Source organism: Kribbella sp. NBC_00359 (genome assembly GCF_036097425.1).
Taxonomy (GTDB): domain Bacteria; phylum Actinomycetota; class Actinomycetes; order Propionibacteriales; family Kribbellaceae; genus Kribbella.
In genome coordinates this window covers 5,868,253-5,882,208 of the sequence record NZ_CP107975.1, presented here as the reverse complement: position 1 = coordinate 5,882,208, position 13,956 = coordinate 5,868,253, and the positions used below count along the sequence as shown (strand labels likewise).

Here is a 13,956-nt window from a genome sequence, read left to right as displayed (position 1 = left end):
CCAGCGCGAGCGCGCCCGCCCGTACGGTGGAAGTCGTGAGCATCAAGGACGACGTGCGGGAGTTCCTGACCAGCCGCCGGGCGAAGGTGACCCCGGAGCAGGCCGGGTTGCCGACGTTCGGTGACAAGCGCCGTGTCACCGGTCTGCGCCGCGAGGAAGTCGCCCTGCTCGCGGGCGTCAGCGCGGACTACTACACCCGCCTCGAACGCGGCAACCTCGCCGGCGTCTCCGAACAGGTGCTCGATTCGCTCGCCCGGGCACTACGCCTCGACGACGCGGAGCGAGCCCACCTGTTCGACCTCGCCCGGGCCTCGACCGGCCCGGTCCGCGGTTCACGCCGTGCGGCGGTGTCGAAGGTGCGCCCCGGCGTACTGCTGATCCTCGAATCACTCAGTACGCCGGCCTACGTCCGCAACGCCCGCACCGACATCCTCGCCGCCAACGACCTCGCCTTCGCCCTGTACGACGGCATCCTCGACCGCGAACGACTCCCACTGAACCTGGCCAAGTTCCTGTTCCTCGATCAGCGCGCGCCCGAGTTCTTCCTGGACTGGGAGAACATCGCCGACGACTCCGTCGCCGCACTCCGCGCCGAGGCGGGCCGTAGCCCCCACGACAAGTCCCTCACCGATCTCGTCGGCGAACTCGCCACCAGAAGCGACGAGTTCCGCACCCGGTGGGCCCGGCACAATGTCAAGTACCACCGCACCGCCGCCAAGCGACTCCACAACTCGCTCGTCGGAGACCTCGAAGTCACCGGCGAAGCCATGGAACTGGCCGGTGACGGCCTGGTGATCATCACCTACACCACCGAACCCGGCAGCCCAGCCGCCGAAACACTGCGATTCCTGTCCAGCTGGGCCACCCGCCACGCCGACGCACCCCCGAACCGGGCGAAGTTCTAACCCCCCAACCATCGACCCGTCACGAACCGGCCTTGTAGTCGGTGTCCATTGCTTTGAGGACCTTGTCCGGGGTGGACTGGCCGCTGAAGATCTCCTGGAGACCGCTGAGCATCGTCTGCTGGACCTTGGGGTTGGGCCAGAGCTGGTCCATGAACGGGACGGTCTTGTTGTCGGTGATGTACTTCGAGAGTTCGGTCAGCGACGGGTCAGGGGTGAAGCCGGTGTCGGGAAGGGACGGAAGGCCGCCCTGCTTCTTGACGAACAGGTTCATCCCCTCGGGTGACATGACGTAGTTGACGAACTTCAGCGCCAGATCCTTGTTCTTGGCCTTGGCGTTGACGCCGTACCCGGCACCGGCCGCGGCGGGCATCATGAACTCGTCCGGACTGTCGGTGGCCGGCAGAGCCTTGAGGGTGAACTTTCCGGCCGGATTCTTCCCCTTGAGCAAGGCAACGACCCAGTTGCCCTGGATGATGCCGAGCGTCTTGCCGGTGGCGGCGAGCGTCTGGCTGGCCTCGTAGCTGGTGCCGAGGGGGTTCTTCTGGAAGCAGCCGGCCTTCTGCATCTGCAGGTACTTGTCCATGCCCACGGTCCAGTTCGAGTCCGCGAAAGTGACCTGGCCATCCTGCATCTTCTGGGCGAAATCCCGGTCTGGCCCGTACACGGTGGTCGCCACCAGCGCGTAGAGCACGATCTGAGTTACCCAGTTGTCCTGGATGCCCAGGGCGAACGCGGGCGTTCCCTTGCCCGCCGCAGCCTTGCAGAAGTTCAAGAGCTCACTCCAGGTGGCCGGCGGAGTGAGCCCTGCCTTGGTCATGGCATCCTGGTTATAGATCGCGCCGATTCCGTTCTGGCCGAAGACGCCGGTGTAGGTCTTGCCTTCGTACTGCGCGACGCTCTTCATTGCCGGGGGCAACTTGGACGCCCACGGCTGGTCGGAGAGGTCCAGCAGGTAGCCGGGCTTGGCCAGGACGTAGGTGGCGCCAGGGTTGCCGTTGCCCGGCCAGACAGACATCACGTCAGGCGCGGTGCCGGAGGTGAGCTGGGTACGGATCTGCTGCTGGTACTGGTCGGCGCCGCTGGTGGTGAACCGCACGTCGACGCCGGGGTTGGCCTTCTCGAACGCTTTGACGACGTCCTCGAGGGAGCCTTGGTCGACTGAGGCGACGGTCAGGACGTTCGAAGTGCTGGTACTGCCTCCGCTACCGGCATTGGTTCCACCGCTGCAGGCCACCAGGAGGCCGGCAACTGTCGTCGCGGCAATGAGGGCGGACAGTCTGGGTGTTCTCATGATCTCTCCCCAATAGAATGGAATGTTGTGAGGCTGGTCAGCCCTTGAGCCCGCCTGCAAAGCCGTTGATGATGCTGCGTTGGAGCGCGAAGTAGACGGCCAGGATCGGGACGATGCTGATCGCCAGCGCTGCGAAGACGAGGTTCCAGTCGGTGACGTACTGACCGACGAAGCCGGCGATGGCGACCGGCATGGTCTGCTGTGCGCTGCCGCTCAGATACAGCAGCGGTGTGAAGAAGTCGTTCCATACGGCGACCGCGTTGAGCACCAGAGCGGTCACCGTGATCGGCTTGAGCATCGGGAACACCACGTAACGGAATCCCTGCGTCGGCGAGCAGCCGTCGATGAGCGCGGCGTCCTCGAAGTCGCGGGGCAGCGCTCGCAGGAAGCCGACGTACAGAAAGGTGGTGAACGGAACCTGGAGACCTGAGTAGAACAGGATCAGCGCCCACGGGGTGCCGAGCAGGCCGAGGTCGCGCATCGTCTGGTAGAGCGGCAGGGCCGCCAACTGGAACGGCAATACCAGGCCAAGCATGATCAGCAGGAATGTCCCGCGTGACCATCGTGCGGTCGCGCGGGCCAGCGGGTAGGCGGCGAATGACGAGATCGCCAGCACGATGACGACGCTGACGGCCGTCACCAGCACACTGTTGAGGAGTGCCCCGCCGAGCGCGCCCCGCTGCCACGCCTCCGTGAAGTTGTGCAGTGTCGGAGAGGCGGTCGGACGAAGCGGCGATGATGTGTCGGACGGAGCTCGGACAGCCAGGTTGATCAGCACGTACAAGGGGAAGCCGACGACCAGGGCGACGGCGATCATCACCAGTTCCAAGCCGAACGTTCGGCGACGGTAGCGGCTCATGAGGCGGCTCTTTCATTGCGTGCCAGCACGAAGTACTGACTGGTCGAGGCGACCGCCACGATGATCGTGAGCACCACCGCGAGCGCGATGCTGTAGCCGAACTCGCCGAGGGTGAAGGCGTCCTTGTAGATCAACGTCGACAATGTGTCAGTGGCGTGCCCGGGGCCCCCGCCGGTCAACGCGTAGACCTGGTCGAAGAGCTTGATCCCGCCGATGATCGACAACATCAGGTTGATGGTGAACGCCGGGGCGAGCAGCGGGCGAACCACCGACCAGAAGCGTCGTACCGGACCGGCGCCGTCGATGTCCGCGGCCTCGTAGATCTCCTTCGGCACGGACTGAAGCCCCGCCAGGAAGATCACCATGGAGTACCCGGCGAACTGCCACACGATGACCCCGACGATCGACCACAGGGCGACATCGGGGTTGCCGAGCCAGTCCTGCTTCCACGCGTCCAGGCCGACCGCACCGAGCAGACTGTTCACCGCACCGTCCGGACCGAGCAGGTTGCGCCACAGATAGGCGGTGACGATCGGCGTCACGACCGCAGGCGCGAAGAGGAACACCCTCAGCACGTTGCGGGACTTGATGGCGCTGTTGACCCCGAGCGCCAGCAGCAGGCCGAATCCGTTCTGGATGATCGTGATCGCCACCGCGATCAGCAGCGTGTGCCAGATTGCCTGCACCGCGTCGGGATCGCGGAACACAGCGGCGAAGTTGTCCAGGCCGATGAAGGAGTAGTTCGGGTCGAGCCCGTCCCAATCGGTGAAGGCGTAGTACACGCCGCGAGCGCTCGGCAGCAGGACGACGAAGGCGAACAACACCATCGCCGGCAGCGCGAACCACCAAGGCGGCGAGTTGCTCAGTCGCCGGCGGGCCGGGGCCGCGCGGCGGCTGATGGGCACGACAGCTACCGGTTTCGGAAGCTTGTCGCTCGGTGCAGTGGTCACAGACGAACCCGCTCTCATGAAACGTTTCACTGGTTGTGGGTAACGTTCCCCAAAAAGTTGTCCAGACTCTAGGAGCGGTTCGGCTATGACGTCAACAGGTCAACCGTTTACCCTCTGGGTAACGTTTCTCAGTTGTGATGCAAGGTCGGAGGAAGTGCCCATGGAGCCGTCGACGCCGCCACGACGGGTCACCATCGTCGATGTCGCACAACACGCGCAGGTGTCCACCACCGCCGTTTCCAAGGTGCTGCGCAATGCCTACGGCGCCAGCCCGGCGATGCGGGCGAAAGTGCAGCAGGCCATCGCCGAACTGGGCTATCGGCCGTACGCCGCCGCCCGGGGCATGCGCGGACAGACATACACCATCGGCGTCATGCTGCCCGACATCCGCAACCCGTTCTTTCCCGAGATCGTCGACGGACTGACCGAGGCTCTTGGCGACACGCCGTACCAGGTCCTGCTGGGGCCAGGCGGTTGCAACAACGAGCAGGCGGAGGTACGGGTCACCGAGGCGATGATCGACCGGGGCATGGATGCCATGGTCCTGGTCGCCCCTATCTCATCGCGCTCGCGCCTCGAACACGTCGCCAGGACCGTGCCGACGGTTGTCATCGGCCGGCACGGGCATTCCCCCGCCTACGACACGGTGTCCGACGACGACCTCACCGGCGCCGCACTCGTCGTCGACCACCTCGTGGGCCTCGGGCACCGCCGGATCGCCCACATCGAGCACGCCGAGAGCGACCCCGCCCGCCTCGCCGAAATGCCCAACGCGATCCGTGCCGAAGGCTACAAGCAGGCGATGCGCGCCCATGGCCTCGGCGACGAGATCGACATCGTGTCCACCACCTACACCCAGGAAGGCGGTTACCTCGGCGCCCGGCAGTTGCTCGACCGGCCTCGACGGCCCACCGCCATCTTCGCCGGTGCCGACATCGTCGCTATGGGCGTGCTCGAAGCCCTCGCCGAGACCGATCTCACCGTCCCCGGCGACCTGTCGATCGCCGGCTACGACAACACCACGCTCGCCGCCCTGGGCCCGGTCTCACTCACCAGCGTCGACCAGGCCGGCCGCCACATCGGCGCCGAAGCTGCGCGCCTCCTGCTGGACCGGATAGACAACCGACAACGGCCATCAGTCCAGGTCAAGCTGTCACCCACCCTGATAGCCCGCCGAACCACCGCTCCCCCACCGTCATGACCAGGCACCCTCAGCCGGAAACGGACGTCAGCACCCGGCGCATTTCGGTCACCGTGCCTGGATCATCCCATTGACGGGCACGTTGACGACGATGCCGTCGCCCTCGGTCAAGAGGCGAGCTCGGTGGACGGCCTGACCGTCGATGGTGAGCTGTGTTAGGTGTCGGGATGGGTGTGTATCGGCTGGGCGGTCCAGGAGGCCGGGAGGTCGAGGGCGTTGGCGGTGGGTTGGCCGGGTTCGGCGGCGTAGAGGGTGAGGGTGAGGCCGGGGTCGGAGATCATGTCGACGCTTTCGTAGGCGAGTTCGAGGTCGCCGACTCATGGTCCTTCGGCCTGTCATGTGTTGCACCCCGGCCAGATTTATGCCCTCGCTTTCAGCCGTGTCCAGTCGAACAACATGCGTTCGACACCTTGTCCCGTAAATCGTTGGCTGGTGTGGTGGACCGGTTGGTACCGTGCACGTTGTCCGTGACATCACGCCTGGAGGTGAGACCCATGAACGCTGTAGCGCAGTGGGTGCTCCCCCTCTCGTGGTCACGGGCGGTCGATTGACATAGGTGTCGCCGGGAGCGCTTCGACAAGTTCGGCACTCCCGAAGGGAAACACCTATGAACTCTTTGCCCAACAGTGCGGGCCTCGGTGCCCACACGGTGACGATCTCGCGCGTCGCGGAGAATCAGTGGCACGCGGTGGAGAACGACCTGGTCGTCGGCCGTGGTCACGCTTCGCGCCGGCTCGACGGCCGGACCTTCCTCAGCATCGACACCTGGCGCGACGCCGTCTTCGACCGGCTTGCCGCCGCGATGGTGGCCGACCAGTCGACACCGCTATACACGGTGGTCGACGAGACCGACCGCGACCTCACGGCCAATTGGGTACGCGCGGGATTCGCGACATGGCGCCACGAGTCGGAGTTTGTCGTACCCACCGGACTCACCCAGGCGACCGTACCGTCAGGAGTGCGCATCGCGACCGCCGACGACGTGGCCGAGGCTCCGCTGCGTGAACTGGACCAGACGATTCGCGACGAGGTCGAGTCCACCGTCGGCTGGCAGACAATGCCCGCGGAGGTGCTGCCCTGGCAAGGCGGGACGAGGCCGATCGACCCATCGAAGTACACCGTCGCGGTCCGGGACGATCGGTACGTCGGGCTGGTCCGGGTAGCCACGATGACCCGGCGCCCGCGCATCGGGCTGGTCGCGGTGCTGGCGGCCGAGCAACGCCACGGCATCGCCCGGGCGTTACTGAGTCACGTGCTGGGTGGGCTGCACCGCTCCGGTTTCGAAGCAGCCACGGCAGAGATCGACGAGACCAACACGGCCGCGATGGCGCTGTTCGAGGGGCTCGGCGCACGCCGTACGGGCGGCAGTCTGGAACTGATCCGCCGGCCGGGAAAGGCCTGATCATGCCCAGAACAGCAGGCGGTATCGAAGTCGAGGGCACCGTCGTCGAGTGCCTCCGTAACGCCAACTTTCGGGTCGAACTCACCAACGGCCACCAGGTCCTCGCCCACATCAGCGGGAAGATCCGGAAGAACTACATCAAGATCCTCCCCGAGGACCGCGTCCTCGTGGAGCTCAGTCCGTACGACCTGACCCGAGGCAGGATCATCTTCCGCTACCGAACCTGACCAAGACTGGAACACGGAGGACGCGCCCCAGGGCGACTGGGACCCTCAGTCGTCGACGGCCTGTACCGCGGCGGCGATCGGCTCGAGCCCCGCGATCAGCTGGTCGAGCTCGTCCGCGCTGAGCACCTCGTACGCCGGCGCCGCCAACTCGTCCGTGAGAGCCTCGATCCGTTCCTTGGTCTCCCGGCCGGCGTCGGTGAACCCGCCGGCGGCGTTCACGAGGCCGCGGTCGCGCAACCCGTCAACGACCGCGGCCAGCTGCGCCTTGGGCAGGTGGTGAATCCGGCCGAACTCCTCCGCCCTCATTCCGAGGGAAAGAGCCAAGAGGACGTGGGCCTCGGTGCCACCGATGCCGTGGGCAACGAGCGCGGCGTTGTGGCCGTCCCCGCGGTGCTCCCGCAGCAGCGTCGCCGCGTGCCAGAGCCTGGCCACCGGCTCCTCAGGGAGGTCGAGCGTCCGGAGCCCGGCGTACAGCACGCGGCCTTCGATCGGCGCGCTGACCGCGGCACGGGTGGCCAGGTCTGCGACCCGCACCAGACCAGGGGCGTCGGCGAGTTCCCCGATCATCTGCCGCAGCGCGGCGGCGCTCCCCCGCTCGCGCACCGCGATCGCCTCCTCCGGCGTGGTCTTCCCCCAGACCCACGGGATGTGGCGCGCCACCTCGCCGTCGGCGAAGTTGTAGAAGACCGCATGCACCACCTCGGCAGGCGCCAGCCCCAGCGGCGCGGCGCGGCCCGCGAAGTATCCGTCCCAGTAATTGCGCATGCCGATGGCCAGGAACGCCTCGGTCGGCACCTCGGAGAAGGTGACGGTGGCGATCGGCTCGACGAGCTCGAACATGCGGTGGACCTTGGCCTGTGGATGCAGCATCGTCAGTATCTCCTCTGATCGCGACAGCGCCCTCGTGGGCAGCCTCTCACCCCTAGCGACGAAGACGGTCCCCTGGATTCGACACTTCCGATCGACTCTGTCAGACAGGGCTGTCACATCGCGGGCCGGTGCGCGGACGTATTGATGAGTCGACCGGCACGCGGCCGGCTGTCCCTCGCACGGAAGAGTACAGATCCATGAGAATTCCCCTGATCGATCCCGTTCGCCGTACCAAAGGACGCGGGCGCACCCTGGCGTTCCTGCTCACCGCCACGGCGCTGGCCATGGCGAGCTTCAACCCCGTGCAGAGCGCTGCCGGCGAAGAGCGTGGGGCGAAGCCGACCATCGTGTTGGTGCACGGCTCCTGGGCGGACGCCTCGAGCTGGAACCGCGTCACCGAGCGACTGCAGGACGACGGGTACACGGTGCGCGCCATCTCCAACAACCTGCGCTCGGTAGCGGGCGACGCGGCGTCCGTGCGCGCCTTTCTGCAAACGCTGACCGGACCGGTGGTGCTGGTCGGCCACTCGTACGGCGGTTTCGTGATCACGAACGCGGCCACCGGGCTTCCGAACGTCAAGGCTCTCGTGTACATCAACGCCTTCGCACCGGACACCGGAGAGACCCCCTTCCAGCTCGTGGGGCCGGATTCGGCGCTCTCGGCCGACCCGGCGACCGTCTTCGACCTCGTACCCCCGACGCTGCCGCCAACCCCGACCACCGATGTGTACCTCAAGCGGTCGACCGTCTTCACCTCGTTCGCGACCGGGTTGAGCACCCACGACAAGGATCTCGTCTTCGCGACCCAACGACCCGGCGCACTGGGAGCACTCAACGAGCCGTCCGCAACCCCGGCCTGGAAGACGATCCCTTCCTGGAGCGCGATCGGCACCGAGGACCAGATCATCCCGGCCAGCGCTCAGCGGGCGATGTCCAAACGGGCCGGCGCCACCATCACCGAGTACGACGCCGGGCACCTCGGCCTGATGTCCGACCCCAAGACCGTCACCAAGGTGATCGAGCAGGCCGCGCGCAGCTAGGCCGAGCCGAGCAGGGACACCGACAGCTGCTGCGAGTTCGCCGACGGACCCTTCCTGACCCCCAAGTAGGTCAGACCGCCGAGACCGGACTTGCGGCGTCGATCAGGGTCGCGGAGAGCTGTTTGCGCGACGTGACGGCCAACTTCATGAACACCTTGCGGAGATGCCACTCCACGGTGTGATGACTGAGGAACAGCTGGCTGCCGATCTCTTGGTTCGTGAGCCCCCCGGCAGCCAGCTGGGCGATCTGCGCTTCTTGGGCCGTGAGGATGTCACGCGTCTCCACCTGCCGCCTTCGCGCTGTCGCTCCGGTCGCGACGAGCTCCTGGCGAGCCCGCTCGGTGAACGCCTTCGCGCCCATGTCGCCCAGGCTGTCGTAGGCGGCGCGCAGATGGAACCGGGCGTCCTGGCGACGCTGCTCACGGCGCAACCACTCGCCGTACACCAGGTGGGCACGGGCCAGGTGTACGGCGACCCGCGTGCGGCCGAGCCGCTCGATCGCCTCTCGGTAGAGGGCGTCGGCGGCGGGGCCCTCGGTGAGCAGTGCCCTCGACCGGGCCAGAACGCCGAGGCCCCAGTCGGTCCCGGACGCGCCCGCGTGTTGCTCGAGCTGTTGCAGTGCTTCGGCCGCTGTCTTGTCGGCGTTGCTGCGCGCGGCCGCCTCGACGAGTTCGGCCAGGGACCAGCCGAAGAATCCGAGATCCTCCTGCTCGCAGGCTCGGCGGGCCGCGTCGAGGGCAGCGTCGTACCGGGCAAGACCGTTGTAGAGCACGGCGGTCACGCACTCGGCCAACGCAAGCGCCCGGCCTTCCCCGCGCTCGGTCGCGTCCTTGACGCCGGCCTCGATCGTCTGCATGGCCTCGTCCTCCACGCCGCGCCAGGCGGCCAGCATCAGGCGGGAGTACCGCAGTGGCGCCCTGCCGGTTGCTGCGGCGAGGGCGTCGGACTCGGAGACGAGTGCAGCCGCCGCGGCGAACTCTCCGGCGTGCACGTGGACGCCGGCTCGGTACGACAGCGCCACCGGGAGGACACCGAGGGCTCCCAGCTTCCGACCGAACTCGACCGCGCTGGTAGCCAGGTCATGCCAGGCGTCGTCGTCCCAGAGCTCGGGCGCAACCGGTTCGGGCGCGGCCGGGCAGGCCAGCCACAACCAATGCTCGAGCCGGGCCGCACCGCGAGTGGCGTCCGCGCGGAGGGCCCGCAGAGCCATCCGCAGTGGTTGTACGGCGGCGGCGTACCCCTCGGTGAATCGCGTGGCGACCCCGTCCAGGAGGAGGTCCATCGGACCGGCCGGCGCAGGGGCCGGACGGGCCGCGCGCGCTGCCTCCGCCGCTTTCACGACGTCGCCGAGCCGGCCGCCGAAGATGGCGGCGCTGAGCGACTCCAGGTACGTCTCCCGCGCCAACGGGTCGCCCAGGTCCTCGAGCCGGTTGGCCGCGTCGAGGAGCAAGGGTCCGGCATCGGTGCTGCGCCGGCGGGCGAAGACGATCTGGGCGCGCAGCCGCGCGAGGTGGGCGCTCTGGAGGTCGTCCAGCGGGCCGATCTCCGCGGCGGCGAGCAGCTCGTAGGCGGCGTCCGGTTCGCCGGCCCGGAACTTGGTACCGGCGGCGGCCAGCGCTCGCCCGGCCCGCCGTACCGGATCCGGTGTCAGCTTGGCGGCCTGCTCCAGAAAGGCAGCGGCGGCGGCCAGACCACCGCGCGCCCGGGCCCGCTCGGCGGCGCTCTCCAGTTCGGCGGCCACCGCCTCATCCAGCCCCACGGCGGCGTGGGCGCGGTGCCAGGCTCGCCGATCAGGATCCACTGCGGCATCAGTGGCTTCGGCCAAGGCACGGTGCACGCTGCGCCGGTCCGCAGGCGAGGCGTCCCGGTAGACGACAGAGCGGATCAGCGGATGCCGGAACCGTACTCGGGCACCGATGTCGATCAGGTCGGCGGCCTCCGCCGGTGCGGCTGCGTCGGGACCGATTCCCAGCCGCTCGGCAGCCCGCCAGAGCAGGGCGGCGTCACCGATCGGCTCGGCAGCGGCGGTCAGCATGAGCAGCCGGGTCTCGGCCGGCAGCGACTGGAGGCGACTCCGGAAGCCATCCTCGATCCGGCTGGTCAGCGCACGCGCGTCCGGGGCGTCGGGGAGTCCGAAGCCACCTGCGAGTTGACCGGCCGACAGAGTGCGGGGCAACTCCATCAACGCCAGCGGATTGCCTCGCGTCTCAGCCACGAACCGGTCCCTGACGCGCTCGTCCACGACACCCCTGAGCGCCACATCCAGCAGGGCGCGGGCATCGCTGAAGTCCAGACCCGTCACGACGAGTTCGGGCAGGCCGGACAGGTCATCGGCGGCGCTGGGGTCACGGACCGCGAAGACGAGCGCCACCCGCTCGGCCAGCAGCCGGCGGGCCACGAAGGCGAGGGTCTGAGTGGACACTCGATCCAGCCACTGAGCGTCGTCGATCAAGCAGATCAGCGGCTCGTCCTCGGCGACCTCGGTCAGGAGGTTCAGCATCGAGACGCCGACCAGGAAGCGGTCCGGGGGATCACCCGGAGTCAGGCCGAACGCAGTACTGAGGGCGTCGTACCTGGGGATGGAGAGGGGTGCTCCTAGCTGGGCGCAGAGCTGGTGCAGGCCGCCGTACGGCAGTTCCAGCTCGGACTCGACGCCGGCTGCTCGCACGACGCGGCTCGCGGCGGGGTGCGTCTGCACGTAGTCCAGCAGGGCGGTCTTGCCGATTCCGGCTTCGCCGCGGAGCACGAGCGCAGCGCTCTGCCCGGCTCGAAGACTGACCACGAGCCGATCGAGCGTCTCGCACTCGCGCTGCCGGCCTTGCAGCTGGATCGCCATCGACCACCGCCCAATAGCCGAGCCTAAGCTGCGGGCAGTTGGCGTGGCAACGACCCTCAGGCTGCCAGATCGGCGGCCAGGACCTCCTCCAGGTCGGCGAGCTCGCCGGCCTGGGCGGCGTTGAGGAACGCGTGCAAGAAGGGCTCGTGGGAGGCCGGGTTCGCCGCCGTACGTGCATCGGCGGCGAGATGCGCGCGGGCGCGGCTGACCAGCTGCCTGGCGTTGGCCACTCCGACCTGGAGTCGCTCCGAGATCTGCCGGTACGGGTAGCCGAACGCCTCCCTGAGCACGTAGGCGGCACGCTCACTCGGAGTCAGTCGCGCCATCATCAGCTGCACTGCCTCCGCAACTGCTTCGTGACGTTCGGTCTGGGCCGCCGGGTCGTCGCCGGCATCGCGTACGTCGGGGGTCCAGCGATCGACCGGGGTCTCGTGCCGCCGCCGGGCGGATTTGCTCACGTTGATTGCGAGCCGGGTGGTCATCGTCACCAGCAGAGCCTGCGGGTTCGCTACCACCGAGCGGTCCGTCTTCTGCCAGCGCAGCCAAGTCTCCTGGACGACGTCCTCGGCCTCGCTCGTGCTGCCGAGCAGCCGGTACGCGATCGCCATCAACCGCGGCCGCATCTCGACGAACGTCGCCAGTGCCTCGTCGAGCTCCGATAGTTCTTCCTTCACCGGTCCGGCCTTCCTGCACGTTGGAATGTCCTCCCTTCACATTCCGCCGTCGGCACCGCCATCGCGCCCTGGCAGCCCCGTAGGCAATCCCGTAGTCGGCCCAAGCCACGTGATCCGCCCTCACTACGGGAAGAACGGCAAGCAAGTGGGTCGTGTCGGAAGGCGCAGGAGGACAGATGGCCTCTCGCGGTGCTCGACGCACACGTACGCAGCGGGGATCTGCTCGCGGTCTCCTGCTCATCAACGCCGGGACCAGCACCATCGCCGACATCGCCCTCGGGATCGCCGCGACCTCGGGCGTTCCGGCCGTACTCACGTTCGGCGTCTGGGCCGTGGTCAGTGGTGGGGCGCGGCTCGTCGTCGTACTCCGGCGTCGTACGCGGCTCGGCAACCGGTGGCCGCTGCTGCTCGCCGACGGGTGTCAGTGATCGGCGGTTGCATCATCGCGGCGGCCGTCGGGCAACCGAGGCTGAGCATGCTCGCGATCCACGCGGCCGGTCGGCGTCGAATTCGCCCTGCAAGCCCGGCTGCTCGCACGTCGCCGTCGCCGCCCGCCCAGCGCGGCCGCGATCCCGAGCGCCGCCTGACCCAGCAAGAACAAGTGCCGCCCCGACCTCGGGCGGACGTCCTTCAGGCGCTGGTTGCAGGTGGCCAGCCGGCTTGCTTCACGGCCCAGGCCAAGGCGTAGTCGGCGACCTCCTCCCACCCCTTATGCGCCGGCAGCAGGTGGGGCATGCCTTCGTATTGCTTGATCTCGGTGATGGTCTTCGGGGACTTGTAGTGCTTGGCGTTGGAGCGCTGCACGCTCGGCGGCATGAGGTGGTCCTCGCTGCCGGACACGAACAGCAGCGGCGGCCGGTTGTCGTTGTGATAGTCGACGTGGACATCCTGCGGGCCGGGCTCGAAGTTCGCCAGCACACTGTTCCAGAAGATCCGCCCCGACGCCGGCACGTGGTACCGCTGGTACAGCTCGAGGGACTCTTCCTCGGTGAAGGTGTTGGCGAACGTGTACCTCCACTGCTCGGGCGTCAGGCCGACGGCCTTGTGCCGGTTCGCCGGGTTCTTCAGCACCGGGAACGTCGCCTTGAGCTGCGACAGCGGGATGACGCGCACACCCTCGGTCGGCGCGGAATTGATCGCCACGCCCGCAACACCGAACCCGTGGTCCAGCAGGACCTGCGTGAACGCACCCCCCGCGGAGTGGCCGATGATGACCGGCGGCTCGTCGAGGGCGCCGACCACCGACTCCAGGTGCGAGATGATCGCCGGGGCCGTCAACGCCTCGATCGGCGTCGGGTCGGCGTTGAGTGCCTCCACCTCGACCTCGAACCCCGGATAGGCCGGCGCGACGACCTGGTAACCGGCCCGTTGGTAGCGCTCGATCCAGTGCTCCCAGCTGCGCGGTGTCACCCAGAAGCCGTGGACGAGAACGATGGTCTTCATGAAGGGGCCCGTCCTTCCGACGGAATTCGGTCTGGTGAGCTACACCTCTACGACCGAACAGCTCGGCAAGATGTGACACACCCCGCGTACTAAACGTGAGGTGTGGACGATGGCTAAGGGGCCGTGGGTGGTCCGGGAGGAGTAGGGATCCGCTACCTCACTGTTCGTTCCCGGGTCCGGTGACACCCGTGGTTGTCCCTGGTGTGAGGACGGGCGGAACGCGTGACCGTGGGAGGTGGAAGAACCCACCAACCCAGG

The 13,956-nt window shown here is 67.8% G+C and carries 14 protein-coding genes; 6 read left to right on the top strand and 8 right to left on the bottom strand.

Annotated features, from left to right (window positions below):
* Positions 1–35 precede the first annotated feature (35 nt).
* The gene (locus OG876_RS28800) at positions 36–905 is read left to right on the top strand and encodes a helix-turn-helix transcriptional regulator (protein WP_328519774.1); all 870 of its coding nucleotides are present in this window, start codon (positions 36–38) and stop codon (positions 903–905) included.
* A 19-nt stretch (positions 906–924) separates the two neighbouring features.
* On the opposite strand, the gene OG876_RS28795 is transcribed toward OG876_RS28800, so the two are convergent.
* Genes OG876_RS28795 through OG876_RS28785 form a run of 3 tightly spaced genes read right to left on the bottom strand, consistent with a single transcriptional unit; the run spans position 925 to position 4,005 of the window.
* Positions 925–2,196, bottom strand: a complete 1,272-nt coding sequence (locus OG876_RS28795) for an ABC transporter substrate-binding protein (protein WP_328519773.1) — start codon at positions 2,194–2,196, stop codon at positions 925–927.
* Between the two features lie 37 nt (positions 2,197–2,233).
* Positions 2,234–3,055, bottom strand: a complete 822-nt coding sequence (locus tag OG876_RS28790; RefSeq protein ID WP_328519772.1) for a carbohydrate ABC transporter permease — start codon at positions 3,053–3,055, stop codon at positions 2,234–2,236.
* A complete protein-coding gene (locus OG876_RS28785; protein ID WP_328519771.1) occupies positions 3,052–4,005 on the bottom strand; it encodes a carbohydrate ABC transporter permease in 954 nt (317 codons plus the stop codon). Before OG876_RS28785 ends, OG876_RS28790 begins: the two co-directional genes overlap by 4 nt.
* A gap of 160 nt (positions 4,006–4,165) precedes the next feature.
* Between OG876_RS28785 and OG876_RS28780 the strand changes: the two genes are divergently transcribed.
* The gene (locus OG876_RS28780; RefSeq protein ID WP_328519770.1) at positions 4,166–5,206 is read left to right on the top strand and encodes a LacI family DNA-binding transcriptional regulator; all 1,041 of its coding nucleotides are present in this window, start codon (positions 4,166–4,168) and stop codon (positions 5,204–5,206) included.
* Positions 5,207–5,361: 155 nt separating this feature from the next.
* Here OG876_RS28780 and OG876_RS28775 read toward each other — a convergent pair whose 3' ends face one another.
* Positions 5,362–5,487 carry a hypothetical protein gene (locus OG876_RS28775; RefSeq protein WP_328519769.1) on the bottom strand — a complete coding sequence of 42 codons (126 nt, stop codon included), beginning with the start codon at positions 5,485–5,487 and terminating at the stop codon, positions 5,362–5,364.
* Positions 5,488–5,813: 326 nt separating this feature from the next.
* On the opposite strand from OG876_RS28775, the gene OG876_RS28770 reads away from it, so the two are divergent.
* Entirely contained in the window at positions 5,814–6,608 is a 795-nt protein-coding gene (locus OG876_RS28770) for a GNAT family N-acetyltransferase (RefSeq protein ID WP_328519768.1), read from the top strand.
* A 2-nt stretch (positions 6,609–6,610) separates the two neighbouring features.
* Entirely contained in the window at positions 6,611–6,835 is a 225-nt protein-coding gene (infA, locus tag OG876_RS28765; RefSeq protein ID WP_328519767.1) for a translation initiation factor IF-1, read from the top strand.
* 45 nt (positions 6,836–6,880) lie between these two features.
* Here the strand turns inward: infA and OG876_RS28760 are convergent, their stop codons facing one another.
* Complete coding sequence (locus tag OG876_RS28760) at positions 6,881–7,705, bottom strand: MarR family winged helix-turn-helix transcriptional regulator (RefSeq protein ID WP_328519766.1); 825 nt, start codon at positions 7,703–7,705, stop codon at positions 6,881–6,883.
* A 197-nt stretch (positions 7,706–7,902) separates the two neighbouring features.
* Between OG876_RS28760 and OG876_RS28755 the strand changes: the two genes are divergently transcribed.
* Positions 7,903–8,745, top strand: a complete 843-nt coding sequence (locus OG876_RS28755) for an alpha/beta fold hydrolase (RefSeq protein ID WP_328519765.1) — start codon at positions 7,903–7,905, stop codon at positions 8,743–8,745.
* A gap of 70 nt (positions 8,746–8,815) precedes the next feature.
* On the opposite strand, the gene OG876_RS28750 is transcribed toward OG876_RS28755, so the two are convergent.
* Both OG876_RS28750 and OG876_RS28745 read right to left on the bottom strand, forming a co-directional pair.
* The gene (locus OG876_RS28750; RefSeq protein ID WP_328519764.1) at positions 8,816–11,581 is read right to left on the bottom strand and encodes a helix-turn-helix transcriptional regulator; all 2,766 of its coding nucleotides are present in this window, start codon (positions 11,579–11,581) and stop codon (positions 8,816–8,818) included.
* A gap of 56 nt (positions 11,582–11,637) precedes the next feature.
* Complete coding sequence (locus OG876_RS28745; protein WP_328519763.1) at positions 11,638–12,255, bottom strand: sigma-70 family RNA polymerase sigma factor; 618 nt, start codon at positions 12,253–12,255, stop codon at positions 11,638–11,640.
* Between the two features lie 176 nt (positions 12,256–12,431).
* Here OG876_RS28745 and OG876_RS28740 point away from each other — a divergent pair, with 176 nt between their 5' ends.
* Positions 12,432–12,683: a hypothetical protein gene (locus OG876_RS28740; RefSeq protein ID WP_328519762.1), complete on the top strand. Its 252-nt coding sequence runs from the start codon at positions 12,432–12,434 to the stop codon at positions 12,681–12,683.
* Between the two features lie 202 nt (positions 12,684–12,885).
* Here the strand turns inward: OG876_RS28740 and OG876_RS28735 are convergent, their stop codons facing one another.
* Positions 12,886–13,698: an alpha/beta hydrolase gene (locus OG876_RS28735; RefSeq protein ID WP_328519761.1), complete on the bottom strand. Its 813-nt coding sequence runs from the start codon at positions 13,696–13,698 to the stop codon at positions 12,886–12,888.
* Positions 13,699–13,956 lie beyond the last annotated feature (258 nt).

Bases quoted from the DNA above. Each gene is read 5' to 3' on its own strand.
- OG876_RS28770 (WP_328519768.1), top strand. From the start codon at position 5,814: ATGAACTCTTTGCCCAACAGTGCGGGCCTCGGTGCCCACACGGTGACG.
- OG876_RS28735 (WP_328519761.1), bottom strand. From the start codon at position 13,698: ATGAAGACCATCGTTCTCGTCCACGGCTTCTGGGTGACACCGCGCAGC.
- OG876_RS28775 (WP_328519769.1), bottom strand. From the start codon at position 5,487: ATGATCTCCGACCCCGGCCTCACCCTCACCCTCTACGCCGCCGAACCC.
- OG876_RS28795 (WP_328519773.1), bottom strand. From the start codon at position 2,196: ATGAGAACACCCAGACTGTCCGCCCTCATTGCCGCGACGACAGTTGCC.
- OG876_RS28740 (WP_328519762.1), top strand. From the start codon at position 12,432: ATGGCCTCTCGCGGTGCTCGACGCACACGTACGCAGCGGGGATCTGCT.
- OG876_RS28790 (WP_328519772.1), bottom strand. From the start codon at position 3,055: ATGAGCCGCTACCGTCGCCGAACGTTCGGCTTGGAACTGGTGATGATC.
- OG876_RS28750 (WP_328519764.1), bottom strand. From the start codon at position 11,581: ATGGCGATCCAGCTGCAAGGCCGGCAGCGCGAGTGCGAGACGCTCGAT.
- OG876_RS28760 (WP_328519766.1), bottom strand. From the start codon at position 7,705: ATGCTGCATCCACAGGCCAAGGTCCACCGCATGTTCGAGCTCGTCGAG.
- infA (WP_328519767.1), top strand. From the start codon at position 6,611: ATGCCCAGAACAGCAGGCGGTATCGAAGTCGAGGGCACCGTCGTCGAG.
- OG876_RS28755 (WP_328519765.1), top strand. From the start codon at position 7,903: ATGAGAATTCCCCTGATCGATCCCGTTCGCCGTACCAAAGGACGCGGG.
- OG876_RS28780 (WP_328519770.1), top strand. From the start codon at position 4,166: ATGGAGCCGTCGACGCCGCCACGACGGGTCACCATCGTCGATGTCGCA.